Source organism: Streptomonospora wellingtoniae (assembly GCF_031845375.1).
In the GTDB taxonomy this organism is placed as follows: domain Bacteria; phylum Actinomycetota; class Actinomycetes; order Streptosporangiales; family Streptosporangiaceae; genus Streptomonospora; species Streptomonospora wellingtoniae.
The window spans coordinates 69,799-93,399 of the sequence record NZ_JAVREK010000020.1; the positions used below are offsets into that span (position 1 = coordinate 69,799).

At 69.4% G+C, this 23,601-nt stretch carries 29 protein-coding genes and 1 pseudogene; 12 read left to right on the forward strand and 18 right to left on the reverse strand.

Annotated features, from left to right (window positions below; genetic code table 11):
- Positions 1-12: 12 nt before the first annotated feature.
- The 10 genes from RM446_RS17875 to RM446_RS17920 form a co-directional block, all read right to left on the reverse strand.
- Entirely contained in the window at positions 13-171 is a 159-nt protein-coding gene (locus RM446_RS17875; protein ID WP_311546482.1) for a hypothetical protein, read from the reverse strand.
- Positions 168-377 (reverse strand): hypothetical protein, encoded by a 210-nt coding sequence (locus RM446_RS17880; protein WP_311546483.1) that lies wholly within the window; start codon positions 375-377, stop codon positions 168-170. Before RM446_RS17880 ends, RM446_RS17875 begins: the two co-directional genes overlap by 4 nt.
- A gap of 30 nt (positions 378-407) precedes the next feature.
- Entirely contained in the window at positions 408-632 is a 225-nt protein-coding gene (locus RM446_RS17885) for a hypothetical protein (RefSeq protein WP_311546484.1), read from the reverse strand.
- A gap of 140 nt (positions 633-772) precedes the next feature.
- Complete coding sequence (locus RM446_RS17890) at positions 773-3,010, reverse strand: FtsK/SpoIIIE domain-containing protein (RefSeq protein ID WP_311546485.1); 2,238 nt, start codon at positions 3,008-3,010, stop codon at positions 773-775.
- Positions 3,010-4,254 carry a DUF2637 domain-containing protein gene (locus RM446_RS17895; protein WP_311546486.1) on the reverse strand — a complete coding sequence of 415 codons (1,245 nt, stop codon included), beginning with the start codon at positions 4,252-4,254 and terminating at the stop codon, positions 3,010-3,012. The genes RM446_RS17890 and RM446_RS17895 overlap by 1 nt, the downstream gene beginning before the upstream one ends.
- Positions 4,251-4,391: a hypothetical protein gene (locus RM446_RS17900; protein ID WP_311546487.1), complete on the reverse strand. Its 141-nt coding sequence runs from the start codon at positions 4,389-4,391 to the stop codon at positions 4,251-4,253. Before RM446_RS17900 ends, RM446_RS17895 begins: the two co-directional genes overlap by 4 nt.
- Entirely contained in the window at positions 4,391-4,594 is a 204-nt protein-coding gene (locus RM446_RS17905; protein ID WP_311546488.1) for a hypothetical protein, read from the reverse strand. Before RM446_RS17905 ends, RM446_RS17900 begins: the two co-directional genes overlap by 1 nt.
- A gap of 81 nt (positions 4,595-4,675) precedes the next feature.
- On the reverse strand, positions 4,676-4,852 hold the full coding sequence (locus RM446_RS17910; protein WP_311546489.1) for a hypothetical protein: 177 nt from the start codon (positions 4,850-4,852) through the stop codon (positions 4,676-4,678).
- The gene (locus tag RM446_RS17915; RefSeq protein WP_311546490.1) at positions 4,852-5,292 is read right to left on the reverse strand and encodes a hypothetical protein; all 441 of its coding nucleotides are present in this window, start codon (positions 5,290-5,292) and stop codon (positions 4,852-4,854) included. The genes RM446_RS17910 and RM446_RS17915 overlap by 1 nt, the downstream gene beginning before the upstream one ends.
- 3 nt (positions 5,293-5,295) lie before the next feature.
- Positions 5,296-5,571: a WhiB family transcriptional regulator gene (locus RM446_RS17920; RefSeq protein WP_311546491.1), complete on the reverse strand. Its 276-nt coding sequence runs from the start codon at positions 5,569-5,571 to the stop codon at positions 5,296-5,298.
- Positions 5,572-5,783: 212 nt separating this feature from the next.
- Between RM446_RS17920 and RM446_RS17925 the strand changes: the two genes are divergently transcribed.
- Both RM446_RS17925 and RM446_RS17930 read left to right on the forward strand, forming a co-directional pair.
- Positions 5,784-6,548 (forward strand): GntR family transcriptional regulator, encoded by a 765-nt coding sequence (locus RM446_RS17925; RefSeq protein ID WP_311546492.1) that lies wholly within the window; start codon positions 5,784-5,786, stop codon positions 6,546-6,548.
- Between the two features lie 3 nt (positions 6,549-6,551).
- Positions 6,552-6,983, forward strand: coding sequence for an NUDIX hydrolase (locus RM446_RS17930; protein ID WP_311546493.1), 432 nt, complete (start codon positions 6,552-6,554; stop codon positions 6,981-6,983).
- Between the two features lie 35 nt (positions 6,984-7,018).
- On the opposite strand, the gene RM446_RS17935 is transcribed toward RM446_RS17930, so the two are convergent.
- From RM446_RS17935 to RM446_RS17945, 3 genes are all read right to left on the reverse strand, one after another.
- Positions 7,019-7,972: an HNH endonuclease gene (locus RM446_RS17935; protein ID WP_311546494.1), complete on the reverse strand. Its 954-nt coding sequence runs from the start codon at positions 7,970-7,972 to the stop codon at positions 7,019-7,021.
- Between the two features lie 688 nt (positions 7,973-8,660).
- Entirely contained in the window at positions 8,661-9,161 is a 501-nt protein-coding gene (locus tag RM446_RS17940) for a tyrosine-type recombinase/integrase (protein ID WP_311546495.1), read from the reverse strand.
- A gap of 377 nt (positions 9,162-9,538) precedes the next feature.
- Positions 9,539-10,081 (reverse strand): SMI1/KNR4 family protein, encoded by a 543-nt coding sequence (locus RM446_RS17945; protein ID WP_311546496.1) that lies wholly within the window; start codon positions 10,079-10,081, stop codon positions 9,539-9,541.
- 518 nt (positions 10,082-10,599) lie between these two features.
- On the opposite strand from RM446_RS17945, the pseudogene RM446_RS17950 reads away from it, so the two are divergent.
- From RM446_RS17950 to RM446_RS17960, 3 genes and pseudogenes are all read left to right on the forward strand, one after another.
- Positions 10,600-11,363 (forward strand): annotated as a pseudogene (locus RM446_RS17950) (transposase family protein).
- A 34-nt stretch (positions 11,364-11,397) separates the two neighbouring features.
- Complete coding sequence (locus RM446_RS17955; RefSeq protein ID WP_311546497.1) at positions 11,398-11,586, forward strand: hypothetical protein; 189 nt, start codon at positions 11,398-11,400, stop codon at positions 11,584-11,586.
- A 252-nt stretch (positions 11,587-11,838) separates the two neighbouring features.
- Positions 11,839-12,036, forward strand: coding sequence for a hypothetical protein (locus tag RM446_RS17960; protein ID WP_311546498.1), 198 nt, complete (start codon positions 11,839-11,841; stop codon positions 12,034-12,036).
- Positions 12,037-12,148: 112 nt separating this feature from the next.
- On the opposite strand, the gene RM446_RS17965 is transcribed toward RM446_RS17960, so the two are convergent.
- Both RM446_RS17965 and RM446_RS17970 read right to left on the reverse strand, forming a co-directional pair.
- Entirely contained in the window at positions 12,149-12,745 is a 597-nt protein-coding gene (locus tag RM446_RS17965) for an HD domain-containing protein (protein WP_311546499.1), read from the reverse strand.
- A gap of 173 nt (positions 12,746-12,918) precedes the next feature.
- Positions 12,919-13,716 carry an SDR family NAD(P)-dependent oxidoreductase gene (locus RM446_RS17970; protein ID WP_311546500.1) on the reverse strand — a complete coding sequence of 266 codons (798 nt, stop codon included), beginning with the start codon at positions 13,714-13,716 and terminating at the stop codon, positions 12,919-12,921.
- 160 nt (positions 13,717-13,876) lie between these two features.
- On the opposite strand from RM446_RS17970, the gene RM446_RS17975 reads away from it, so the two are divergent.
- The 5 genes from RM446_RS17975 to RM446_RS17995 all read left to right on the forward strand — a co-directional run bounded on the left by RM446_RS17975 (position 13,877) and on the right by RM446_RS17995 (position 17,555).
- Entirely contained in the window at positions 13,877-14,389 is a 513-nt protein-coding gene (locus tag RM446_RS17975) for a DoxX family protein (protein WP_311546501.1), read from the forward strand.
- 197 nt (positions 14,390-14,586) lie between these two features.
- Positions 14,587-15,423: a class I SAM-dependent methyltransferase gene (locus RM446_RS17980; RefSeq protein ID WP_311546502.1), complete on the forward strand. Its 837-nt coding sequence runs from the start codon at positions 14,587-14,589 to the stop codon at positions 15,421-15,423.
- Between the two features lie 25 nt (positions 15,424-15,448).
- The gene (locus tag RM446_RS17985) at positions 15,449-16,462 is read left to right on the forward strand and encodes an NAD(P)H-binding protein (RefSeq protein ID WP_311546503.1); all 1,014 of its coding nucleotides are present in this window, start codon (positions 15,449-15,451) and stop codon (positions 16,460-16,462) included.
- Complete coding sequence (locus tag RM446_RS17990; RefSeq protein WP_311546504.1) at positions 16,462-17,109, forward strand: TetR/AcrR family transcriptional regulator; 648 nt, start codon at positions 16,462-16,464, stop codon at positions 17,107-17,109. Before RM446_RS17985 ends, RM446_RS17990 begins: the two co-directional genes overlap by 1 nt.
- Before the next feature lie 56 nt (positions 17,110-17,165).
- Positions 17,166-17,555 carry a VOC family protein gene (locus tag RM446_RS17995; protein WP_311546505.1) on the forward strand — a complete coding sequence of 130 codons (390 nt, stop codon included), beginning with the start codon at positions 17,166-17,168 and terminating at the stop codon, positions 17,553-17,555.
- Between the two features lie 84 nt (positions 17,556-17,639).
- Here RM446_RS17995 and RM446_RS18000 read toward each other — a convergent pair whose 3' ends face one another.
- Together RM446_RS18000 and RM446_RS18005 are read right to left on the reverse strand one after the other, a co-directional pair.
- Positions 17,640-18,362, reverse strand: a complete 723-nt coding sequence (locus tag RM446_RS18000) for a helix-turn-helix domain-containing protein (protein ID WP_311546506.1) — start codon at positions 18,360-18,362, stop codon at positions 17,640-17,642.
- 112 nt (positions 18,363-18,474) lie between these two features.
- Positions 18,475-19,392 (reverse strand): metallophosphoesterase, encoded by a 918-nt coding sequence (locus tag RM446_RS18005; protein ID WP_311546507.1) that lies wholly within the window; start codon positions 19,390-19,392, stop codon positions 18,475-18,477.
- 289 nt (positions 19,393-19,681) lie between these two features.
- On the opposite strand from RM446_RS18005, the gene RM446_RS18010 reads away from it, so the two are divergent.
- On the forward strand, positions 19,682-20,137 hold the full coding sequence (locus RM446_RS18010) for a GatB/YqeY domain-containing protein (protein ID WP_311546508.1): 456 nt from the start codon (positions 19,682-19,684) through the stop codon (positions 20,135-20,137).
- Between the two features lie 112 nt (positions 20,138-20,249).
- On the opposite strand, the gene RM446_RS18015 is transcribed toward RM446_RS18010, so the two are convergent.
- Positions 20,250-22,628 (reverse strand): penicillin-binding protein, encoded by a 2,379-nt coding sequence (locus tag RM446_RS18015; protein WP_311546531.1) that lies wholly within the window; start codon positions 22,626-22,628, stop codon positions 20,250-20,252.
- A 450-nt stretch (positions 22,629-23,078) separates the two neighbouring features.
- Here RM446_RS18015 and RM446_RS18020 point away from each other — a divergent pair, with 450 nt between their 5' ends.
- Positions 23,079-23,411, forward strand: a complete 333-nt coding sequence (locus tag RM446_RS18020) for a WhiB family transcriptional regulator (RefSeq protein ID WP_311546532.1) — start codon at positions 23,079-23,081, stop codon at positions 23,409-23,411.
- Positions 23,412-23,601: the final 190 nt, after the last annotated feature.

Sequence of the window (23,601 nt, forward strand, 5' to 3'; positions counted from 1 at the left end):
GTCGGGTGGCGGTCAGCCCAGGGCGTTGACGAAGGTGGCGATCGCCTCGGCGGCGCCCGCCAGGCCGGCGGCCAGTCCGCGCGCGCTGGCAGCGGCTTCGGTTGGGTGGGCAACGATCCAGTAGACGAGCAGGGCCAGGACGACCCAGCTCAGGTAGCGCTTGGCCTTCATGCGGTGGGCTCCTCTCCGTAGTGGTCGGCGGTGTTATCGGTGACGTCGCGGCCTTCGTAGTCGGCGCACAGCCGAGCCAGCGTTGCCACGGCGGAACCGAGAGCGCGGTTCCCGCTGGCATCGTCGGGACGGTGGTAGCCGTGGCTCTCCAGCACGGTGGTGACGTCGGCGATCAGGCCGAACGTGAAGCGCGAATCCTCGGGCATGGCGGCGGCTCCTTCGCTTGGTGTGTGGTCTCAGCGGGTGCTGTCGCGGTTGAGGCGCTGCAGGTAGGTCACGAGCCGCCAGCCCATACGGGACTGCAGCCCGGTGCCGTGGCACCGGTGGCACAGCCGCCGCGAGGTCGGGCGGGCGCCAACGCACCGGCGGCACGGGCCGAACGGGGACGCCGCACACATCCCCGCGTAACCGAGGGTGACGACGATCAGGGACAGTGCTAGCAGGAGCGCGAGGGGTGCCATGGCGGCCTTTTCGGGTGGTTGCGGGCGTGTGTGCTCTGGTGGCGCTAGCGCACTAACGTCCTGTTCAAAAGCGATTCGGGGTGCTAGCCGGGGTGCTAGCGCTAGCGGGTCGAGGTGCTAGCGCTAGCGATCCTGGCGGCCTATCCGGCGGAACGGGTTCGGTCGCGTTCGGTAACCGCGGTGGCGACTTCAGACCGGTCGACGCCGCGGTTATTGACGGTGCGGCCGTCCACGCGGCGCGCCACCTGGACGGTGCGGATGCCGTGGGGCTTGAGCGCGGCCGACAGAGCCGACGCCTTCGCGTCGTTCTCCTGCTCGGCCCAAGCGCCGTAGGTCTCGGGGCGCAGTTCGGCCAACCGGTCGACCACGACGTGCGACCACGCCTTGGCCTCCCCAGCAGGGATCACGGCCAGCAGGTCATCGAGCAGGTCCGGCCCCGCCGGCGCCTCCTCGGGCGCCTGGCCGATCGCCTGCCCCGTGAGCCGTCCCGCGGCCTGGCGGGCGGCACGGGCGCGTTCGGCGATCGCCTCGGCGGTGGGCGCGTCGATGTAGGCCGATCGCACGATCTGGGGATCGTCGGCGGCACCGAGCAGGTAACCGATCCCCTTGTCCTTGGCGGTGAAGGTGGTAGCGCGGATGCCGTTCTTGTAGGCCGACGTGCCCAGCACCATGTCGTTTTCGAGCTGGCCCATCACGCGCAGGCACAGCCGGATACCGACGTTGGCGCTCACCCCGGTGGGAAGGGACTTGGCGTCGGGCCGCTGGGTGGCCAGGATCAGGATGATCCCCATCGCCGGACCGCGCTTGATGATCGCCTCGGCGAGCTTGCCGGCCTCTTCGCCGTAGGTGTCGTGGGAGAACAGTTCCTGGCACTCATCGACGGCCAGCACCAACGGGTGCAGGCCAAGGGACTTCTTAGCGGCCAGCTCCGGGGTGACCTTGTTCTCCGGGCACATGTCCTTGGGCAGCGACGCGATCGTCTTGGCGCGGCGCTCCAACTCCTTGTGCAGCTCACGCAGGTTGGTCACACACGCGGCGATCGTGTCGTCATCGGCGCCCGAGCCGTAGCGGTGGGCGACGGGTTGGGCGATCGACAGGTCTCCGGTGCCCTTCAGCTCGAAGACGCGCAGCTCGGCGAGCACGTCCAAGGCGGCGGCCAGCACCAATACCCGCAGAGCGAACGTCTTGCCCTGCCGGGGCATGGCGCCGATCAGCACGTTGTCGAACATCAGCAGCAGGCTGATCAGCCGTCCGCGCTGATCGTGGCCGAAGGGGATGGGCTTGAACAGGTCCGCGGCGCCCGTCTTGGCGAGCGGCCACGCGGGTTGCTTGGCCTTGCTCATCTCGCGATCGCCCACCCAGATCACCAGCCGCCCGGGGTGCTCTTCGTTGACGGGCTCGGGCCACACACAGCCCAGCGGGCGCCGCAACCCGGATGCCAACCGGTCGCGCCGGTCCACCACGTCGGTCACGGTCACGCCGTGCGGAAGGTCGACCTCGGCGCGCCAGCCCGGACCGTCGCGCGTGATCGGTGCGGGGAAGGTGATGCCATCGGCCCCGCCCTTGCGCGCCTTGTTGATCTCGGCGATGCCCAGCGCGCCCAGCGCACGGGTGACGATGTCGGAGTCCAGCCGTTGCACCTGGGTGGGCAGTACCGCGCGATCGATGAGCGGCCGGTCGGCCGGCGCGCCCAGCCAGCCCAGTAGGCAGATGAGTCCGGCCAGGGTGGCCCATTGCGCCCAGGTGGGCGCGGTGGCAACGAGAATGCCCGCCACCAGCAGTGTCACGAGTGCGAGCACGGCGATGATCAGGCGGGCACGCACGCGGGCGTCGCGCTGGCGCGAGAGCTTGAGGTAGGTCTCGGGGTCGTTGCGCTGCACGGCGGTGACGCGTGCGGGCTCGCCTTCCCAGTCGAAGACCCAGCGGGTGAAGGTCGACAGGGTGCGAGCCAGCCCGCGCGGGGCGCGCCCGGTCAGCTTGAGCACGTACTTGGGCGAGCGGGTGGCCTGGTAGGCCCACACGCGAGCGTAGAAGGCGGCCAGCCACTTCAGCGTCGCCTCGGCCTCGGCGCGCGACTTCGCCCACTCGGGCACGATCGGGCGCCGCGTGCGGTCGCGCTCGGCCAGTTCGGCCAGCCAGTTGCCGCCCTCGGCGGATGGCGGGTCGACGCGCAGCACCGTGCCCGAAAGCACGCCATCATCGGGTCCGCTCGCGTCGGCCCCGGTCGCCTCACCACTCGACACGTCAGTGGCGGAGTTGTCCGCGGGCTGGGTGTCCTCGGCGCGTTCGGCGCGGCGGGTGTCGAGGTCGACCACGCGGGCGCCGGCCTCGGGCGCGTTGTCGGACGTCGGGTTCGGGGTGGGGGTGGTCTCGTCCATCACGCGGCCTCCTGCTCGACAGCAGTGGAGAGGGGATCGGGGGCGGAGGTGGATTCACCGGTGAGGTTCGCGTGGCGCCAGTCGCGCGCCTTGACGGCGTTCTCCGGTGAGGTGCGCAGCGCTTGACGGATGCGGTTGATCGAGGCGTCCTCGGTGAGGTCACCGGCGCCGATCAGCCGATCCAGTTCGCGGGCGCGCTCCTCGGTGGTGCGCCGCACCGGCGACGCCGTACGGGCGGTCGCGGCGACGCTGCGGCCCGCATCGGCGCGGCGCTGTTTCGGCTGGGTGGCCTTCGATCGCCGCGGCTTCGGGGCGCGGTGGTGGGCGGCCATGCACCGGCCGACCACGGGCAGCTCCCGCGCGCCCGCCGGCGGCTCGATCGGCCAGGCCGGTGCAGACCGGTAAGCCTCACCGGCGGCGGACAGCGCAGCCGGGTCAGTGGCTTCACCGGGCGCTACTGCCGCGGCGGTCTGGCCTTCACCGGTGGGCGCCAGCGCCACACGCAGGGTGGCGTCGGGGTCGAGCCAACCGAGCGCGGCGGCGTCGGCTTCGGTGGGGTGGCGTTCGGCGAGGATGGTGCGCGCTCGCTCGATCGCCTCACCCAGCCGCACCCCCGCCTTCAGCCGGTAGGCGACATCGGCGGGGATGTCCTTGGCCCAGCCGCGTCCGAACTCACGCGCAAGTGCGTGCACGATCTCGCGGCGGTCCAGGTCGGCATCGAGCGCTTCGGAGTAGCGCGGTACCTGCCAGAGCACCATCCGGCGCCACAGCGCCAGTGTGGAGCGCGGCGCCAGCAGCCAGCGCGCCCGCGGGATCGGCTCGCGCCGGTGCGGGTCGCCTTCGGCCACCAGGCGCAACAGGTGAGTGCGCAGAGCCTCAACCCCGGTGATCAAAATGATCGGGGCCAGCGCGTGCATGACCATCGCCAACACCCCGTGCTCCCAGCCCGCGGCCACGTTGATGCCGATGGCCGCGCCGGAGAACAGGCGGGCAATCTGGCGCAGCCAACCGATCGGGCGACCCACCCACGTGAGCACCAAGTCCATGGCCAGCACGGCGACCAAGCCGCCCTCGATACCCAGCGGGAATACGGCGGGTAGCGGCATCGCCAGGTCAAGGGCGAGTTCCTTGACGGTGACGTAGCTGATCACCAGCCCATAGGCGCCCACGGCGACCATGCCGGCCACCGCCAGCACCACCGCGGCGCGCTGTCCGCCGCTGAGCCGGTTCGGTGCGGCGTTCATCGGCGCACCTCCCGCCGCTGGCGGGCGCGCGCCAGCGCGGCGCGCTCTTCCCGGCGGGTGGCGCGGATCAGGTGGACGGCCATAGCCAGAACAGCGACGGTGATGACCGTGGCGAGGATCGTGAGAACCAGTCCCATCAGGCGGCCCTCCCCGCGGTGGTGCCAATCGGGTGGGTGAGGTGGGCGGCGGCGAGGTCGGCGAGGGTGTCCAGCGCCAGCGACGCGATGGCCAGCGGGAGCGAGACGGTGCGCAGCAGCGCTACGGCCAGGACCAGCCCCAGCAGCGCCAGCAGCGGCCACAGGCCGCCACCGGCCACCAGGTCCTTGGTGGTGTGCGACATTGAAGAGGCTCCTTCCACGAGGGGTGCGGTCCCGGCGGTGTGCTTGGCGGCTATGCGCCGGGGCCGCGTGAACATCAGGGCTCAGCGGCGCTTGCGCGCCGATGCGGCGGGGCGGCGAGTTCGCGCCACGGTGCGCGTCACCATCTGTCGGCGAAGGCGCGAACGGAGGCGGCGCCAGCGGCGCCGCGCCGTGCGCAGCAGGTGGGCGGCGGCGAGGGTGAGCAGCACCCCGGCGGCGATGTAGGCGAGCGCGTCCATCAGGCCACCCCCGCCAGCGCGACGCCGGCGCCGATGGCGATCACACCGGCGGCGGTCAGGTCGACGGCCAGGCGGATGTGGCGGAACTTGGCCGCGGCCACTGAAGCGAGGTTGGCCATCCGTTCCTCGGGGGTCTCCGGGCGCCAGCCCGCGGCGTTGGCGCGCATGAACGGGGCGCCGGCCAGCTTGGGGCGCACCGTCGACAGCAGCACCACCACCGCACCGACCAGGAGCGCCAGCCCGCCGCGCACGATCCAGGTGGCGGGCTCGGTGCCGGTGATCAGGTCGGTGGAGGCGACCACGGCCACGCCTGCACCGGCCAGGGCCAGCAGCATCGACGCTTTGGAGTCGGCGCGCCCCAGCTCGGTGCGCACCTCGGCGACGGCGTCGCTCAAGTGGTCGGGCTCGGTGATCGGGCGAGTGCGGGTGAACTGCCACATGGCTTAGGCCACCTCCCCGTGAATCTCGGAGACGGCGGCGATCTCCTCGGCGGTGTGACCGGACCAGATGCCGTACTCGGGGCGGAGTCGGACGGCGTAGGCGAGGCACAGCCGGCGCACCGGGCAATCGCCGCAGAGCATCGCGGCGGACTGCTCTCGCATCGTGCGGGCGGCCTTGGACTCCGGCGCGTCGGGCTCGAAGAACAGGTCCGGCTGTTCCCCGCACGCCCGCGGTTGGGCGAGCAGCTCTCGCTCGATGTCCGCGAGGGTGAGCTTCATAGAGAACTCCTGGCGTCGGGTCGCTCCGCCGGCGGCTATGGAGCGGAGCAACCGGTTGGCGGCTACAGGACTGACGGTACGGAACTTATTGCATAAGCGTCAAGACTTATGTCATATGTTCTCTGTGGTGTCGTGTCCTGGCACGTCACCGGGGTGGCGCCTTCAGAGCGGCTACCGTAGAGGAGAGTTCACATATGTCGGAAGGTGAGGCCATGAGCGGCCTGGAAGCCCCCCGCGCCCGCTACAAGCAAGTCGCTGAGCTGCTGCGTGAGGAGATCCGGCGCGGCGTCTACCCGCCTGGCGAGACGCTGCCCAGCCAACCGGAGCTTGCCCGTCGATACGACCTCAACCAAAGCTCGATCAGTCGCGCCATGGCGATGCTGCAGGCGGAAGGCTGGATTCGTACCGAGCACGGGCGGGGCTCGGTCGTGCTGGAGCTGCCCACCGTCAAGCGGGTGCGCCGCATCGACAAGGACTACCGGAGCGAACCGAGCGGCAGCACGTACGCGGACGAACTCGGCAAGGCCGGCGTGAAGCCGACCACCAAGCTTGTCCAGTGTGAGGCGGTCGTTCCGCCGGCGGACATCGCGGAAGTTCTTCGCCTCGGCGAGTCGGATGAGACCTTGATCCGCAAGCGCCACATGTTCGCGGAAGACAAGCCGGTGCAGCTTGCCACCAGCTATATCCCCATGACGGTCGCCGGCAGCGTAGACATCGCCATGCCGGACACCGGTCCGAGCGGCATGTACGCCCGGATAGCGGAACGCGGATTCGGCCCGGTGCGCTTCACCGAAGACATCGAGGTCCGCGGGGCTGAAGACGAGGAAGCGCAGTTCCTCAACATCGCCCATGGGCAGCCGGTGTTCGCGGTGCTCCGTACCGCCTTCGACGCTGAAGACCGGCCCGTTGAGACGTGCCTCAACGTGCTCGCCGCGCTTCAGTGGCGGCTTTCGTACAGCTGGCGCCAGGAGGGTTAGCACATGAATGACGAGACCCCGCAGCACAGCGTCAGCGTGACCGGTGTCGTGGTGCGTCAGGACGGCAGAGTCCTGGTGATCAAGCGCGCCGATGATGGACGCTGGGTCCCGCCCGGCGGAGTCCTAGAGCGGCATGAGACTCCGGAACAGGGTGTCGTACGTGAGGTGCTGGAGGAGACCGGCGTCAAAGTGCGCCCGCTCCGCCTAGTGGGTGTCTACAAGAACATGCAACTAGCGGTGGTCTCGCTGGCGTTCCTATGCGAACCGATCGGCGGATCCGAGCAGACCACCGAGGAGGCAACCGCGCTCTCATGGTTGCCCGTCGCTGAAGCTATCAAGGCAGCGCCGGAAGCGCGCGCCGTGCGCATCACCGATGCTTTTGCCGAGGGCGGTCCGTTCGTTCGCGTGCACGACGGAACGACCCTTATTTCATAGGAATCAATACGCGTGTGAGCCAGCAGTTCACGACCTCATTGCCAAGATGATTCGTCGTCATGTTCTCTTGGGAACCATCTTTGATAGTACTTTCCGGTTCGTGCTGGCCTGTCACTCTTCTCCAGGTTGCAGGCCTGGCAAAGTAGTTGGATGTTCGATACGTCGTTCAATCCGCCCAGGCTCAACGGAACAATATGATCAAAGTTGGACATATTTAATGGGCTCCTTAGTGAACTCAGATCTTTTTGGCAATATGTGCAAAGACCTCTGTCGCGGAACTCAACGGCCCGTCTAACCCAGCTCGGGATTGGCTTCCGGCGTAGACGTCCCCCTTCATTCCTGAAGTGGCAAAGTAGATATCGGTCTCCATGAGACGGAAGTTCAGGGAAGTCTACGTCGCTTACGTAAACGGCCATCATTCGGTTGAAATTCTCAAGGAATTCACGATTGATGAAGAGGATGAAAAACACCTCTTCCGCCATTTGTTGAAGCAGTCTATCTAAAGCGGAAGTTATCGTGAGCTCTTCCCAATAATCGCTGTACTCATTAGGGAGATCCGCAAATCTATGATCATCGTCAGAGGCGGTGCTCGCCTGGATCCTCATTAGGGCACGGACGTAGTCTCCGGAAAGAGGTGGTAGGCCCGTCCTCTCTCTGAACTGATCAAAGGTCTCGTAGTCGATTCCATGCTTTTCAAAGGCGATCTCGATTGGAAGTACTCCTACTTGGGTGGCGCTGGTGCCGAGGTTGATTTCTCCTGTAAAGTCCTCGTCAAAAATTCGAAGAATAATTTCTTCAAGGAACAAATGAAGGGCGCTTCTTTTTTTGAAGGGCTTGACAAACCCTAGTATGCCTTGGTCGCCGAATATCTCTTCGAGGTTCCTGAGGTAGACGAATTGGTTGCTGACAACACCATCCGCAATCGCCGCTATATTGTATGTGTCAAAGTGTCGTAATTCGATGAAATCGCGTTTCAGTGAGTTTGACACGGATTATGCCTTGTCTTGGTTGTTCGTTGCGCTTTCCTGCCGGCGTCCGCACGGGGGCGTCGCATAACTTGCACAACCTGCGGTTCTCGGTTGACCAGCTGTGACGTGCTTATCGGTTGGCCGCGGAACCTCAGCAGAACCGAAGAGTGCCACCGCGCAACCTCAGTAGTGGCCTGCTGGATCCAAGGTTATGCAGACGCCAGTAGAGGTTTTCCGACGTTCTGCGGTGGACGGAGCTAGCGCTCTGGCGGGGTGAGTCGGGACTTTTGCTGGTTCTGCAAGTTCTGCGTTGCGGGAACGGGGCTTTTCAGGGGTAGGGTAGCTTCCCTCATGTTGGCATGTGATGCGAGTGATCAACAACGAGGCGCTGAGATGGTCGACAGGGCCTTAGTGGGACGTGTCGCGGGGAATGGGTTGGGGACGGGAAGCCGCCCGTCAGTGGCCGTCTGAGGAAGCCAATCAGGAAGCCAAGTGTTGTGGACTCCGGGGGGCGCCAGTAGACGCCCATGGAAAAGGCGTTGGCAGGCACTCAGCATGCCAGGAAGATATAGATCCGATGATCCTATGTTCGGGACGAAGAGGTCGTGGGTTCAAATCCCGCCACCCCGACAGGTGAACGGGTGTCCACCCAGGTGGGCACCCGTTTCGCATGTGCGGAGAATCAGGCCGCGCGAGCGCTGATGCACATTCACTGCACACGCGCAGCGGCGCCCCCGTGCTCCGCTCGCGCTGCAGCAGCCTTCATCCGTCCGGCGTCCACGGCGTCGGCCACCTCGTCGAGCCGGTCCGGGAACAGGTGGCCGTAGGTATCGAGGGTCATGGTCGCCGTCGTGTGGCCGAGCATCTGCTGAACCACCTTCACGTCCGCGCCGGCGGCGATCGCCAGGGACGCGGCCGTGTGCCGCAGCTTGTGCGGCGTCAGCCCGATGCCGTCGAGCCCCGCGTCCTTGCGCGCGTTGTTGAAGTCGCGCATTCGCCAATCCACCTCGTCCAGCACCACCACCGCGAACGGATCACGCACCGAGGAGACGTGGACGCGTTGGCGTCCGGCGTGGCGCTCGGCGCGTTCCTGCATTGCCGCAACCGCCGCCTCCAGGAGCTCAACAGCCTCGTCGGCCGCATCCGCATACCGGGCGAACAGAGCACGCTCGAAAGACAGTTCCATACGCTTGCGATCGATCGCCCACACCTGCGCCGTCCCCGCGTGAAGCGCCCGGTCCGAGCCAGCCGAAGGCGAGGTAGGCGCCTACCGAGACGACTACAGCGGCGACCGAGACGGGGAACTGGAGAGGCAGCAGGACCAGGGCCCGCAGGATGCGCCAGAGCCAGCCGGTCAGGAGGAGGACGCCCGGCGTCTCGACCACGGGCGTGGTGAACCGGATGGTCTGGGCGGGTACCGGCGCCGTGGGCTGGACCTGGTCGGCGCCCGCCTTGGAGCTGCGCAGCATCACCGACCACCCCCGGACTCCTCGGTCTCCTCGGCGGAGCGGACGGCGGCCAGCTCGGCGCGTGCCAAACGCAAAGGCTACTACCTACGAATTCACTACGAGCCACTTGCCATCGACGTCAGACGGAGTCGATAGTCTTAGCTTCTTCGTAGACAGAGAAGTCCATGTAACGACCACCAGACTCGAACCAAAACCCTTCGCCATACTCGTGAGGCACCCGCAGCACGGAGGCCACTCCACTCTCCAAGAAGTGCACATACCGACCGAGAAGCGCGGTGAAATTGTCTTCGACAACCGCGAGGTCAACCTCGGTGAAGTTGAAGACAATTTGCCCTACTAGGCCATTTGGCCCAGGGATGGTATCGATCCACAGACAGGCCCCACCATCTTGATACTGCGCAATTGGGATCCGGCCTGGATGGAAAAGCACACTGCGCACTTTCCCGTTACCTACGAAGTCATGGAAAAGCCCGTCGTCGCGGAACCTTAGCTGCTCTTCCCACAGCGAGGCAATTTCTTCGACCGACAGAAAGGTGAGCTGGTCCGGCGGGAATTTTACCTCTCCGCATTCTGGTTGGCCATTAACACGCTTGAGGAATTCTTGATAGTCCCTCGGAAAGAGCGTACCGAAAGCATGCTTGATGCGCTCAAGCTCACTCACCGAGCAGCCATTGTTGAATACCGTGGCACCTCCGACCCGACCTTGCACCAACTCAACCAAGCGTGCAACTAGCCCGCTTACGCTTGAACTAGTATTTTCAGAACTGCTACCAGAACCAGGCACTCTGCACTCCTTCGACCCCGTTGCCATTTCCTCTATTTCGCGCCTTCTTTATCTTGCTCGTGTAGCTGATAACTTTGTCCTTTTGAGTATTTGCCGACTCAAGAGAGTGAGGATAGAAGTGGAATTCTATAACGGCACCTCCAGCGATTAGCGCATTCGGGGGTTGGTGATCTGGTCACGGCTTCACGCAGGTCACACAAGCATGACGATCGCGGTGATCGGCCGACATACAACAACGGAGCTCCTGTAGAAGCGCGGGGACATCACTGAGTCATTTTCATCCTGAGAGACCAGGTCACAGGCGTGTACCGACTCCAGCGATGGCCTGAGAGCAGAAAGAAGCCCCTGGTAGACGGGTGGTCAACCACGATCACCGCTATCACCAGAGGCTCCACATGCTGTTCTATCCCGCTGCGCTGCCGTTGTCACGCCGAACGCTCAACCTGGCCGCACGCACCATCCGCGACCACCGCCGCGCCATCGGGTCACCATGGCGCCGCCTCGATCCGGCCCAGCAGGCCCTTCTTGTCCTCGTTCACCTGCACAAAGGCGAACCCTTCGCCGAGATCGGGGCCGGATTCGACGTGGGCACCACCACCGCCTGGCGCTACGTCACCGAGACCACCCGCCTCCTGGCCGACCAGGCCCCGAGCCTGGAACAGGGGCTGCGCCGCGTCAGCAGAGAGGGCTGGGGCCACGTGATTCTCGACGGCACGCTCATCGCCTGCGACCGGCTGGCGGCCGATCGCCCCTTCTACTCGGGAAAGCACCGCCACCACGGGATGAACGCCCAGGTCGTCGCCACACCGAACGGTGATCCCGTGTGGGTCTCCGGTGCGCTGCCGGGCGCCGTGCACGACACCCGCGCCGCACGGGTGTGGCGCATCGGGAAGCGGATCGCGGCCGCCGGCCTGCTCGGGCTGGGCGACAAGGGGTATGCGGGCTATTCGCCGGCGGTGCTCACCCGTTCAAGGGGCGCAACAAGCCCGAGTGGAAGAAGGAGGCCAACCGCACCCACGCCCGCCTGCGCAGCCCGGGCGAACGCGCGATGGCCCAGCTCAAGAGCTGGCGGATCCTGCGCCGCCTGCGGTGCTGCCCGCACCGCGCCACCGAGATCGCCCGCGCGGTGCTGGTCCTTCAACTACGCGAAACACGATGAAAAGCGCTCACTCTCCGGATCCACAGGAACTCCGTTGCCCCACCAGTCTGCCACGCCCCAGCCCACCGTCGGCGGCCTAGCCCAACGGCTCACCGCCGTGGACGATGCGCGCGATAGGTGCGGTCTGCGCTATGAGATCGGCACCGTTCCGGCCATCGCGCTGTGCGCGCTGCTGTGCGGATCGCGCTCGCTGCGCGCGCAGCGCACGCCGAAGCCTCGTTGATCTTGTAGCTATCGTGAGGGGAAATCGCTTTCCTTCACGATAGCTACAAGATCAACGGCGGAACGGGAAACGCGCTGCCCCGGGCCCCGGGCCGCAGGCCGCGGGCCGTGGCGGGCGGACCTGCGGTGTGCTCTTCATAGCCCCTGATGCATACTTTCGGGGGGGCATCCGTGCGAGCACTGTCGTTCGCGAGGACTCGGGCAGCGCCGACGGCAACCGCCGGTGGTCCCGCTGCGAGAGAGGCGATCGACTGTGGAGATTCCGCGCTGGCTCTATATCGCGATTGGTCTAGTCGCCTTGTTCGCGAGCGGTCGGACGGCCTTCAGCGCTGTCGAGCTGAGCAGTAGGGGGTTTGAACTCGGCGAGGTGTCCGTGTTCATCTGGGGCGCCTTGATCTTCCTGGTCTTCGGCGTCGTCGTCATCGCGATCGGCGTGAGGAAGAAGCGATGAGGCCCCGAGTGCCGGGATGTCCGGGCTGTTGATCGGGACGTCCGGGCCGGGACGGGGCAGTGCGGCGGACATCAGCCGGAGTCGGCCGTGTAGCGGGGCCGCGCCCGAGCGGCTAGACCACCTCGTGCCCGTGGGCTTCGTGGAACGGGCGCAGGTCGGGCTCGCCGTACTTGGCCAGCAGCGCCTTGAAGCGCAGCTCCTTCTCTGCGCCGAACCTGCTCAGCCGGGCGGCGGCGGTGGCGGGTGAGACGAGCACCGGGGGGCCGGCCTTGGAGTGGAACTTGTCGGCGAACATGACGAGCTCCTCCTCGGCCGACTCGGCGACGTAGTCGCCGGGCGGGACGGGGAGGCCTTGGGCTCTGATGTCCTCCCGGGTAATGCCCATCCCCGTGTGGCAGGAGCAGAACCGGCCCAAGGCGTCGGGGTAGCCCTGTTCGGCGAGCAGGTCGCGGCCGAGGACCCCGTGGCGCACATAGCGCTCGTGGTCGAGCTTTCCACCGTGGTCGTAGAGGCGGTAGACGCCGATGTCGTGCAGCAGGCTGCCGGCGCGCACGACATCGGGATCGGCCGCCTCGGGGCGGCGGGACAGCAGCTGCTCGGCAATGCCCGCGACGATCGCGCAGTGCGTGTGCACGAGGTCGAACGCCTCGCGCGTCGGGGCGTGCTCCGCGTGCAGATCGCGGATCTCTCGGTCGCTGGGTACACGCATGCCCTCGACCCTAGCGACCGCCGTGACCAGGTCGGCCGGTGGCCGGGCCTTCCGGCGGTCGCGGTACGCGCAGCCGCCGAGCGCCCGCCCGCTGCGCGCCCCTGTCACTCCGCCATCGCCTTCGCGGGCCGGGCCGTACGACAGGGCGGCCCGGCCCGCGGAGGCGATGCGCCTCAGACGGTCTTCGTCAGGCCGCCGTCGATGCGGTAGTCGGCTCCGGTGATGCCCGCCGCGCGCGGCGACGCCAGAAACAGGGTGAGATCCGCGACCTCCCGCGGCTCGCCCACCCGCCCCAGCGAGACGGCCATGCTCTCCGGCAGCAGCCGGTCCATCACGTCGTCCACCGTGGTGCCCGCCTGCTCGGCGAAGACGTTGGCGAAGCCGTCCCCCTCGTTCGTCCACAGAGGTGTGCGCACCGGTCCGGGCGAGACGGTGTTCACCCGGATCCCGCTGGGCGCCAGCTCCTCGGCCAGGGACCGGCCGAGGTTGGTGAGCGCGGCTTTCGCGGCGCTGTAGTGCATGATCATCGGCGCCGGCTGGCGGCCGTTGACCGAGCTGATGTTGACGATCGCGGCCCCTTCGCGACCGGTCATCGCGGGAACGGCCGCGCGCGTCGCGCGCACGACCGAGAACAGGTTCACGTCGAAGATGCGCTGCCAGGCGTCGTCGCCCGTTCCTGCGATGCCGTTGGCGGGCTCGCTCGCGCCGACGTTGTTGACCAGCACGTCGATGCCGCCGTGCAGGTCCACCGCCGCTCCGACGAGGCGCTTGGGCCCCTCGGCCGCGGCGAGGTCGGCGCTGACGACGGCCACACCGGCCGACTCGCGCAGTTCGGCGAGCTCGGGGGTGGTGGTGCGGCTGCCGGCGACGACCCGCGCGCCCTGGGCGGCGAGCTCCCGGGTGATGGCGAGCCCGATGCCCTTGCTCGCTCCGGTGACGACGACGACCTTGTCCTTCAGGTTGAGATCCATACGTGAAATCCTGGCCGCGCGACTCGGCCTGTGCTGGCGGGAATCCGACGTCGAACTCGGTCCTCGGGCGCTCCCGCTGCGCGCTCCGGCGCCTGCCCGGATATGAGTCGCCCGGTTCGTTCATGGGGTTCCCGGGGCGCTCCCGGGTATACGGGACAGCATGGGAGTCCTACGCAAACAGCTTCAACGCCTGCTCGCAGCCCCGTTCATCGTCGACTCGGTGGAGACGCTGCGTGATCCGCACCCGCGGGCCGAGGCGCTCGCACCGGCGGTGAGCCGGGTACACGCCTCCTGCCCGTGGATCCCGGACAACCCGGCGCTCGTGGTGCGCGCCCAGGCCGTGGCCGGCGTCGGCGCGGGAACCATGCTGCTGCTCGGAAGGGGGACGCGCACGGCCAGCCTCGTGCTCGCGGCCCAGGCCGTCCCGTCGCTGGTCGCGGCCGCGCAGGGCAACGTCTGGGACTCCGCCGGGCGCGACTCCGCGGTCAAGGACATCGGGCTGCTCGGCGCCCTGGTGCTGACCGCGACCGAGCCGCGGCGCCGACCGCCCAAGGTGGTCCACGACGTCCGGCACGCGGCCCGCGACGCGCGCAAGGCGGCGTCGCGGGCTGGCAAGGCCGCCGGCCGCAGGGCGCGCGACGCCGCGCCCAAGCCGCCGACCGGCGGGATCTGATCCGGCACCTTCCTTCACACCGGCCCCGTTGCCGCCGGGGCGGCCTCGACGACCGGCCGCTCACGGCGCGGGGCCCTTCTCATGCGCTGAAGCCGCCCGCTCGGCCCCGGGCTTGACAGTCGCTCCACTGCGGGCTCATTATGAACGAACGTTCATGAACATGGGTTCATTTTAAAAGCGCACGTAGGAGCTCCGCAATGCACGAGGCCGCCGACACCGATCAGCTCCGCGCCTGGAACGGCTACGAAGGCCGGCACTGGGCGGACCACCACGAGCGCTACGAGGCGGTGAACAGGGGGTTCGACGTCCACCTGCTGCACGCGGCGGCCATCGGGCCCGACGACCGCGTGCTCGACATCGGCTGCGGAAACGGCGGGATCACCCGGCGCACCGCCCGCGCCGCCCACCGCGGCGACGCCCTGGGCGTCGACCTGTCCGCGCCCATGCTCGCCCGCGCCCGCGGGCTCGCCGCCGACGAGGGCCTCGCCAACGTCACGTTCGAGCAGGGCGACGCGCAGCTGCATCCGTTCCCGACGGCGGCCTTCGACACCGCCGTCAGCCGCTTCGGCGTGATGTTCTTCGCCGACCCCGCGGCCGCATTCGCCAATATCGCCCGCGCCCTGCGCCCCGGGGGGCGCCTGGCGTTCCTCGCGCTGAGGGACCCGGCCGGCAACGACCTCGCCGACGTCTTCCGCGCGATGGCACCGCACCTGCCGCTCGGCGCGGCGGACGGCCCCGTCAGCAGGGCCGCCTCGCTCGCCGACCCCGACGGGGTCCGCGAGGTGCTCGCGGCTGCCGGATTCAGCGGTGCGCGCGTCGCGCCGGTCGACGCCGAACAGGTCTGGGGCGCCGACCCCGCGGACGCGGCCGCGTTCCTGTGCGGGTGGGGGCCTGTGCAGCACCTCGTCGGCACGGGCGATCCCGCCGCCGACCGAGTACGCGCATCCGCCGAGGCGGCCATGCGCCCCTTCGCTCGATCGGGCGCGGTTCGACTGCGGGGCACCGCCTGGCTGGTCACGGCAACGCGCCCTTGACACGGCCTCGGAAAGGGACGCAACCATGGAACGGATCACCGTGATCGGCGGTTCCGGCGCGGTCGGCCGCGAGGTCTGCGCGGCGCTCCTGCGCCTCCACCCGGGCGAGGTGGTCGCTGTCGGCCGCGCCGCGGCCAAGCTGGGCACCGTCCCCGGCGTCCGCGCGCTGCGGGCGGACATCGGCCGCGACGACGGGCTCGCCTGTGCGCTCGACGGCACCGATGCCGTGGTCATGTGCACAGAGCAGGACGGGGATCGCGTCGCCCGCGCGTGCCTGGGGCGCGGCATCGGGTACCTGGACGTCTCGGCGTCCGCGCCGCGGCTGCGCGCTGTCGCCGCCCTCGACGGGCTCGCGCGCGAACGCGGCGCGACCGCCGTGCTCAGCGTCGGCCTCGCTCCCGGCGTGACCAACCTGCTCGCGCGAAGCGTCACCGACGCCGGGGGCGGAGGGCCGATCCGCATCGGCGTGCTGGTGGGCGCGGGAGAGCGCCACGGCGCCGGGGCCCTCGACTGGATCCTCGACAGCATGGAGCAGGCCGGCGCTCCCACGCGGATACGCTTCCCGCCGCCCTACGGCTTGCGCACCGCCTACCGCTTCCCGTTCAGCGACCAGTACACGCTGCCCGAGACTCTCGGCGCACCGGCGGCCGAGACCGGCCTGTGCCTGGACACGCGCGCGCTGACCCCGCTGCTGGGAGCCGCGCGGCGGCCCTTCGCCGCCCGGTTGCTGCGCCGTCCGCGCGTTCGCGCCGCGGCGCGCCGGGCACTGCTCCGGGTGCACGCGGGCGGCGACGGATTCGCGGCGACCGCCGCCCGGGGGCAGGTCACGGCCTGGTTCAGCGGGCGGTCGCAGAGCCGGGCGAGCGGAGTGGCCGCCGCGCTGGCGGCCGGTCGGCTGCCCGGCCTGGCGCCGGGGGTGCACCACATCGAGCAGGCCGTCGACCCGGTCGGGTTCCTCACCGAGCTCGCGGCGCACGGCTTCGTACTCGGGCTCCCCGAGGAGGTGGTCCCGCCGGGCCCGCACTACGATGCCCAGTGATGTCACCCCGAACAGCCGCCGCGCTTCGCGACCAGGAGGGCGAGCCCACCCTGCGCGAGCACCTGCTGGCCACCGCCGAGCGCCTGGTCGCCGAGCGCGGCGCCGCGGGCATCACCGTGCGCGACATCGCCCGCCAGGCCGGAGTCGCCGCCGGCGTCCTCTACAACCACTTCGCCGACAAGGAGGAACTCCTCGCCCACGCGCTGTACGCGCACGTCCTCAGCGTCGAGCGCGAGGCCGAGGAGGTCCCCGTCGCCGGGACGGGCACCGTCGAGGAGAATCTGCGCGCGTACCTGCGCCGCGGAATCGCGGTGCACACGGCAGTCCTGCCGGCCTTCGACGGATTGTTCGCCCGCCCCAAGGTGCTGGAGCGCTTCGCCGACCTGCCCAACCCCATGGCCGGCGGCAGGGGCCTGCACAACGCGCTGGCCGACTACCTGCGTGCCGAGCAGCGGCTGGGGCGCGTCGAGGCCGGCGCCCGTCCCGAGGCCGTCGCGACGATGCTCGTGGGCACCTGTCACGAACTCGTCTTTCCTCCGCTGCCCGCTGTCCGCCCGGCGGTCGGTGCGCGCCGCTCCGCCGAGGTTCCTGCCGGGCTGGTCGACGACATCGTGGCTACGGTGCTGGACGGAATCCGCCCCCGCTGACGCGCGTGACCGAAACCTTCAAGACCGCGGCCGCCGCCTCGTCTAGCGTCGTCCGCATGACAGCAGCATTCAGCGCGGTCGGAATCGTCACCGCCGACATGGGCGCGTCTCTGGCGTTCTACCGCCGTATCGGAATGGACATCCCCGACGGGGCCGAGAGCATGCCGCATGTGGAAGTCCAGCTTCCGGGCGGCCTGCGCGTCCTGTGGGACACCGTCGAGACGGTGCGGTCCTTCGTACCCGACTGGGAGCCGGCCTCCGGCGGCGGGATGGCGCTCGCCTTCGCCTGCGACGGCCCCGAAGGCGTGGACGGCCTCTACGCGGACCTCACCGGGGCCGGGTACACCGGGCTCCGCAGCCCTTGGGACGCAGTGTGGGGACAGCGTTACGCCGTCGTCTGCGACCCGGACGGGCACTGGGTGGACCTCTTCGCGCCACTGGAGTGAACCGGCTTCCCGCGGATCCGGGGACGGGCGGCCGGGTGACATGCCGGTCGGTGCACCGAGGGGGCCCGGAGGGCAGAAGGACGCCTACCGGGAGACGGGGCGGCCCGCACCGCCGGCCCGGCCCGCCCGTCCGGTGAGCACGCTCAGCGGGTCTCCGGCCAGCTCCCTGGCCTCGCGGGCGAGGTGCGCCTGGTCGGCGTAGCCGGCGGCCGCAGCGACCTCGGCGAAGGGCGTACCCGTCCGCGCCGCCGCGAGGGCGCGCTCGAACCTGAGGATGCGCCCCAGTGTCCTGGGGCCGTAGCCGAAGGCGGCAAGGCTCCTGCGGTGCAGGTGACGCGGGCTCAGCCCCGTCGTCTCGGCGGCGCGGGCGACCGACGCGCCGGCGCCCAGCAGCGCGGCGACCTCCCGCATCACGGGATCGGTTCCGCCGCTGGCGGCGATCCGCCGGGCGGCCGCCCGCTCCAAGGGCGCGCCCGGGTCCGCCGCCAATGCCACCTTCTCTCCGAGCCTGCGCGCCTCGTCCGTGGACCACAGGTCCTCCAGCGGCACCCGCCGGTCCCGCAGCTCGTGTGCCGGGACGCCCAGCGCCGCCGGACCGGTGCCCGGCGGCAGCCGCAGGCCGACGTAGACGGCGCCCGGCCCCCAGTCGGCGAAGTACGCGGCGGTGTCGGGCCCGGCGGCCAGCAGTCCGCCGCCGTCCCAGACCAGGTCCATGCATCCGTCCGGCATCACCCGGTGCAGGCCGTCGGCCTCGCCCGCCCCGGTCCACACGACCCCTCCGGTCGCCGACTCGCGCTCGCGGTACATGCCCCCATTCTCCTACCGCGCACCGGAGGAGGTCAGGGGCGTCCCGGGGATCCGTGTGCGCGGAGGCGGCCGCCCGCCGTCCCGAGCACGGGACCGACTGCCGCGGGTGCGCCTACTGCCGGGCGACCAGATCGAGCAGCGTCGCCTCGGGCCGACAGCAGAAACGCGCGGGGGCCGTGGGCGAGGTGCCCAGGCCGCCGGAGACGTGCAGCCAGGTTCCAGCGTAGCGGTGCAGTCCCCAGGCGCGGCGGCGGTCGATGCCGCAGTTGGTGACCAGAGTGCCGTAGAAGGGCAGGCACAGCTGCCCGCCGTGGGTGTGTCCGGCGAGGAGCAGTTGGTAGCCGTCGGCGGCGAAGCGGTTGAGGTTGGCCGGCTCGGGCGAGTGCAGGACGCCTACCCGCAGGTCGGCCTCGGCGTCGGCGGTTCCCGCGACATCGTCGTAGCGGTCGAGTCCGATGTGGGAGTCGGAGACCCCGGCCACGGCGACGTCGCGCCCGTCGGCCTTGAGCGTGTCCTTGCGGTTGTTCAGGTCCAGCCAGCCGCGCTCGCTCATCGCCTCGCCCAGCTCGCGCCAGGGCAGGTCGGGGATCTTGCGCTTGGCGTAGTCCGCGCCGCTGCTGCGCCACAGGTAGCGGGCGGGGTTCTTGATCTGCGGCGAGTACAGGTCGTTGGACCCGAACACGAACGCGCCCGGCCGATCCAACAGCGGACCCAGCGCCGAGATGAACGGCCCTATGGCGTCCGGGTGAGCGATGGAGTCGCCGGTGTTGACCACGAAGTCGGGTTCGTAGGCCTCCAGACCGCGCAGCCAGTCCAGCAGCATGCGCCGACCGGGTGTCAGGTGCGTGTCGGAGATGTGCAGTACGCGTAGCCGGGAGCTGCCCGGGTCGAGGAGGGGAAGCTCGTAGTGGCGCAGCCGGAACCAGTTGCGTTCGATCACCGAGGCGTAGACGACCCCGGCCACCCCGAACGCGCCCGTGACCGCGGCCGCCCGTCCGGCCGTCCGCAGCGCCTTCCGAATCGTCGTCACCGTCACGGCACCTCCCGACTTCCGATGGTGTCAGACATTGCGACCGAATGCGCCCGCCGAGCGGGCCGCCGGGCCCGCATCTGCGGCATCCGCGGCATCTGCCGCGGGGCCCAAACCCGTCGATCTTGTAGCTATCGTGAAGGAAAACGATTTTCAGTGACGATAGCTACAAGATCAACGGGGAAGCCCGACTCCAACCGCGTGGCCGCCCGGTTGCCCAACGGCCCCTGGCGCCGGGCCCCGCGCAAAACGCTCGCAGCCCCGCAGACCGCGGCCGTATGATCGCGCCATGGCCGAACTCAAGGACCGCCTCCAGACCGACCTCACCGCCGCGATGAAGGCGCGCGACGACGTCCGCACCCGCACACTGCGCAGCGTGCTCACCGCGATCTCCACCGAGGAGGTCTCCGGCCAGGCGGCGCGCGAGCTCCGCGATGAGGACGTCGTCCGCGTCATCACCCGTGAGGCCAAGAAGCGCCGCGAGGCCGCCGACGCGTTCGAGGAGGGCGGCCGCACCGACCAGGCTGCGGCCGAGCGGGCCGAGAATGACGTGCTCGCCGACTACCTGCCCCGGCAACTCGCCGACGACGAGCTGCGCGACCTGGTCGCCGCCGTGATCGCCGAGACCGGCGCCGAGGGCCCCAAGGCCATGGGCCAGGTCATGAAGCAGGTGACTCCGCGGGTGGCCGGCCGTGCCGAGGGCGGCCGCGTCGCCGCCGAGGTCAAGCGCCAGCTCACCGCCTAGTGCCGCACCGCATCGGCGGGCGGCTGCGCAGACGAGCGGGGGTGGCGGGCGAACGTGTCGCCCGCCACCCCCCCCACCCCCGCGGCGTCGTCAGCGGCCGCGCCGCCGCCGGCTAGTCGTCCTGCCCGCGGCCCGGCGCGCCCTGGCCCCAGCCGGCCCAACCGCCGCCTCCGGCGTCCTCGCCGCCACCGCCGCTGCTCAGGAACACGTTGACCGTCGCGCCCTCGGGCAGTCCGGTTCCGGGCTCGGGGTTGACCGCACCGACGGAGTCCGCCGGCTGGTCGGACCGCACCTTTGTGGACGACAGGTTGGGCTCGAACCCGGCCGCCTCCAGTTCGCCGAGGGCCGCGTCGGCCGACAACCCCAGCACGTCGGGGACGCCGCCGGTGTTGGCGGCCTCATCGGCGTTCTGGCCGTCCTCTTCGTCCTCCGGCTCGTGCTGGGGCTCGGAGGTGCTGCCGAACTGCGACGGCGGAGACGCGAAGTCCTCGACGGGCAGCTCCTGGGTCGCCTCCTGCATGGTCTGCTGCCAGATCGGACCCGGGATCGTGGCGCCGTAGACCTGGGAGTAGTACCTGCCGCCGATGGTGACGCCGCGCAGCGGGTAGTTCTGCGGTCCGCGCGGGTCGCCGACGAACACCGTGCCGGCGAGGTTGGGCGTGAAACCGGCGAACCAGGCGCTGGCCGAACCGTCGGTCGTTCCGGTCTTCGCCGCCGCGGGCCGGCCGATGTCCAGCCCGGTGGTGGTGCCGCCCTTGAAGGTCTGCTGCAGCAGATAGCCGACGCCGTCGGCGACGTCCTTGCTGATGACCCGCTCGCACTCGGACTTGACGTCGATGGTCTTGCCCGCGTGCTCGTCGACGATCTTGTCGATCGCCTGCGGCTTGCAGTACGTACCGCGCGAGGCGAACGTGGCGTAGGCGGCGGCCATGGTCAGCGGGGAGACCTCCTCGCTGCCCAGGGTGAAGGAGTTGTTGGCCTGGGTCCGCGCGTTGTCGAAGGAGGTGCCGTCGGCCCGGTGGACGCCGAGCGTCTCGGCCATCCGGATGACGTTGCACAGCCCCACGTCCGCCTGAAGGCTGGCGAAGTAGGTGTTCACCGAGCCCTTGGTGCCGCTGACCATGTTGTTGGTGCTGCCGCCCTTGGTGTCGCCCGCGTTGCTGAGTGTCCACGGAGCCAGGCGCCCGCCGCTGCAGTTGCGCTGGCCGGTGATGGTCGTGGTGTTGCCGGTGCTGTAGGAGGTGCTGAACTCCTTGCCGGCCTTGAGAGCCGCGGCGAGGGTGAAGGGCTTGAACGTCGACCCCGCCTGGAACCCCGTACTTCCGCCGTCGTTGGCGTCGACGGCGAAGTTGATCGACGTCTCGCCGAGGTTGGATTCGTCGGGTCCGTAGTTGCGGCTCTGGGCCATCGCCCGGATCGCCCCGCTGCCCGGGGCCATCAGGATCTCGGCCGCGACCTTGCGCGACTTGTTCTTGCGCGGCACCCACTCGTCGACGGCCTTCTGCGCCGCGTCCTGCATGTCCATGTCCAGCGTGGTGTGGATCTGCAGTCCGGCCGTGCGCAGCCAGCGGGCGCGCTCGGTCTCGGTTTCGCCGTAACGCTTGTTCTGCTCGATCTGCTGGACCACGTAGTCGCAGAAGAACGGCTGCTCACTGGGCATGCAGCCGTTACTGGGACTGGTGATGTCCAGCCCGAGGTCGGCGGCCTTGGCCTCCTCGGCCTTCGCCTCGGAGATCCGCCCGGTGTCGGCCATGCGGTCCAGCACGACATTGCGCCGGTTCTCGGCGGCATCGGGGTTGAGGCGGGGGTTGTACAGGTAGGGGTAGCGCACCGTTCCGGCGAGCGTGGCGGCCTGGGTGAGGTTCAGCTCGGAGGCGCTGACACCGAAGAAGTGCTGCGCGGCGGACTCGGCGCCGTAGGCCCCGTCGCCGAAGTAGGCGATGTTGAGGTAGCCCTCGAGGATCTCGTTCTTGGACATCCGCTGTTCCAGCGCGATGGCGTAGCGCAGCTCGCGGACCTTGCGGCCCAGCGTGGTCTCGCGGGCCTCCTCCTGCTCGGCCTGGCTGTCGGCGCTCTCGACGAGGACGTTCTTCACGTACTGCTGGGTGATGGAGGAGCCGCCCTCGACGTTGCCGCTGATGGTGCGGACGGCGGCGCGGAACGTGCCGGCGATGTCGATGCCGCCGTGCTCGTAGAACTTGGAGTCCTCCATCGCCACGATCGCCTCGCGCATGACCGGGGCCATGTCCTTGAAGCCGACCACTTCGCGGTTCTGGTCGTAGATCTCGGCGATGACCTCGCCGTCGCGGTCGTAGATGACCGAGCGCTCGGGAGGAGGAGGGGTCTCCAAGTCACCCGGCATGTTCAGGAACCCGGTGGCGACGTTGCGTGCGGTGATACCGAGCCCGCCGACAGCGGGCAGCGCGAGTGCCGCTACGAGTACCCCGGCGACAACTCCGACGCCGACCAGTTGACCGATTTTCTGCAGCATTGTCCCCTGACCCACCCCCTAAGACTACGTGCGAACCGCGACGGGCGCCGCCGTCGATGTCCGTAGTTTCGGACGTTTCGGCGCACCGGCGGCACCGAGGCCGTTCTCCATTGTGGATGCCATACCGAGCAGTCGGAACCGGTGGTCGCCAGCCGCCCGCGCGGTGGATCTGATGGAGCGCCCGAACGCAATGACCCACCTGGGTTAGATCCGATATGAGCCTGCTGGGGCCTGGCGGACCACGTGCGCGAATCATAGGTTCTTCCGCAGCAATCAGGGGGACACGCAGAGCTTCTGACTCGTCGCTCTCCGCTACCAGGCTGCCTGCGCCCTGGGAAGCGGCCGCCGCGGGTCTTCCATGTGTCCCCCGCCCTCATTGCGACCGGAGTCGGCGACCGCGCCCGCCGGCTCTTTCGACGACCGCACATGCTGGACTTGGGAGTGGGAGACATGTGGATGCCGGGCTGGGCCGCACACGGCCTGTGCCGCGAGACCGACCCCGACGCGCTCTTCGTGCAGGGAGCCGCGCAGAACCGGGCCAAGCTCATCTGCCGGGGGTGCCCCGTGCGCACCGAGTGCTTGGCCGACGCACTGGACAACCGGATCGAGTTCGGCGTCTGGGGAGGGATGACCGAACGCGAGCGGCGGGCGCTGCTGCGCCGCAGGCCCGACGTCGCATCGTGGGCGAAGCTGCTGCTCGACGCACGCCGCCGGTACCGCGAGCAGGGCGGCGCCGCCGATGACGGCGCCGGCCACGGCGAGCCCGGAGTCCGGGCGGGGTAGCGGGACGGCAGGCGTACGCTGCCGCGCGAATCCGGCATCGGGCCGCCCGCCCCCTTCCGCGGTTTCACAAAGGCCGAGCACTGGACGGCCGGTTGGCTCCTGCCCGTCGCGCACGGCCTGCACCGGGTCCTGCTCGGTTCGAGCGCCGCCGCGCCCCCGACGGTGCGGCGGTGCGGCGATGCGGCGGCGC

What these genes read in the sequence shown, in the direction of transcription:
- RM446_RS17905 (WP_311546488.1), bottom strand. Translation starts at nt 4,594, where the DNA reads ATGTCGCACACCACCAAGGACCTGGTGGCCGGTGGCGGCCTGTGGCCG.
- RM446_RS17900 (WP_311546487.1), bottom strand. Translation starts at nt 4,391, where the DNA reads ATGGGACTGGTTCTCACGATCCTCGCCACGGTCATCACCGTCGCTGTT.
- RM446_RS17875 (WP_311546482.1), bottom strand. Translation starts at nt 171, where the DNA reads ATGAAGGCCAAGCGCTACCTGAGCTGGGTCGTCCTGGCCCTGCTCGTC.
- RM446_RS17885 (WP_311546484.1), bottom strand. Translation starts at nt 632, where the DNA reads ATGGCACCCCTCGCGCTCCTGCTAGCACTGTCCCTGATCGTCGTCACC.
- RM446_RS18000 (WP_311546506.1), bottom strand. Translation starts at nt 18,362, where the DNA reads ATGTACCGCGAGCGCGAGTCGGCGACCGGAGGGGTCGTGTGGACCGGG.
- RM446_RS17920 (WP_311546491.1), bottom strand. Translation starts at nt 5,571, where the DNA reads ATGAAGCTCACCCTCGCGGACATCGAGCGAGAGCTGCTCGCCCAACCG.
- RM446_RS17880 (WP_311546483.1), bottom strand. Translation starts at nt 377, where the DNA reads ATGCCCGAGGATTCGCGCTTCACGTTCGGCCTGATCGCCGACGTCACC.
- RM446_RS17985 (WP_311546503.1), top strand. Translation starts at nt 15,449, where the DNA reads ATGGAACGGATCACCGTGATCGGCGGTTCCGGCGCGGTCGGCCGCGAG.
- RM446_RS17890 (WP_311546485.1), bottom strand. Translation starts at nt 3,010, where the DNA reads ATGGACGAGACCACCCCCACCCCGAACCCGACGTCCGACAACGCGCCC.
- RM446_RS18010 (WP_311546508.1), top strand. Translation starts at nt 19,682, where the DNA reads ATGGCCGAACTCAAGGACCGCCTCCAGACCGACCTCACCGCCGCGATG.
- RM446_RS18015 (WP_311546531.1), bottom strand. Translation starts at nt 22,628, where the DNA reads ATGCTGCAGAAAATCGGTCAACTGGTCGGCGTCGGAGTTGTCGCCGGG.
- RM446_RS17965 (WP_311546499.1), bottom strand. Translation starts at nt 12,745, where the DNA reads ATGCGTGTACCCAGCGACCGAGAGATCCGCGATCTGCACGCGGAGCAC.
- RM446_RS17925 (WP_311546492.1), top strand. Translation starts at nt 5,784, where the DNA reads ATGAGCGGCCTGGAAGCCCCCCGCGCCCGCTACAAGCAAGTCGCTGAG.
- RM446_RS17930 (WP_311546493.1), top strand. Translation starts at nt 6,552, where the DNA reads ATGAATGACGAGACCCCGCAGCACAGCGTCAGCGTGACCGGTGTCGTG.
- RM446_RS17970 (WP_311546500.1), bottom strand. Translation starts at nt 13,716, where the DNA reads ATGGATCTCAACCTGAAGGACAAGGTCGTCGTCGTCACCGGAGCGAGC.
- RM446_RS18020 (WP_311546532.1), top strand. Translation starts at nt 23,079, where the DNA reads ATGTGGATGCCGGGCTGGGCCGCACACGGCCTGTGCCGCGAGACCGAC.
- RM446_RS17990 (WP_311546504.1), top strand. Translation starts at nt 16,462, where the DNA reads ATGTCACCCCGAACAGCCGCCGCGCTTCGCGACCAGGAGGGCGAGCCC.
- RM446_RS17910 (WP_311546489.1), bottom strand. Translation starts at nt 4,852, where the DNA reads ATGGACGCGCTCGCCTACATCGCCGCCGGGGTGCTGCTCACCCTCGCC.
- RM446_RS17975 (WP_311546501.1), top strand. Translation starts at nt 13,877, where the DNA reads ATGGGAGTCCTACGCAAACAGCTTCAACGCCTGCTCGCAGCCCCGTTC.
- RM446_RS17980 (WP_311546502.1), top strand. Translation starts at nt 14,587, where the DNA reads ATGCACGAGGCCGCCGACACCGATCAGCTCCGCGCCTGGAACGGCTAC.
- RM446_RS17895 (WP_311546486.1), bottom strand. Translation starts at nt 4,254, where the DNA reads ATGAACGCCGCACCGAACCGGCTCAGCGGCGGACAGCGCGCCGCGGTG.
- RM446_RS17995 (WP_311546505.1), top strand. Translation starts at nt 17,166, where the DNA reads ATGACAGCAGCATTCAGCGCGGTCGGAATCGTCACCGCCGACATGGGC.
- RM446_RS17915 (WP_311546490.1), bottom strand. Translation starts at nt 5,292, where the DNA reads ATGTGGCAGTTCACCCGCACTCGCCCGATCACCGAGCCCGACCACTTG.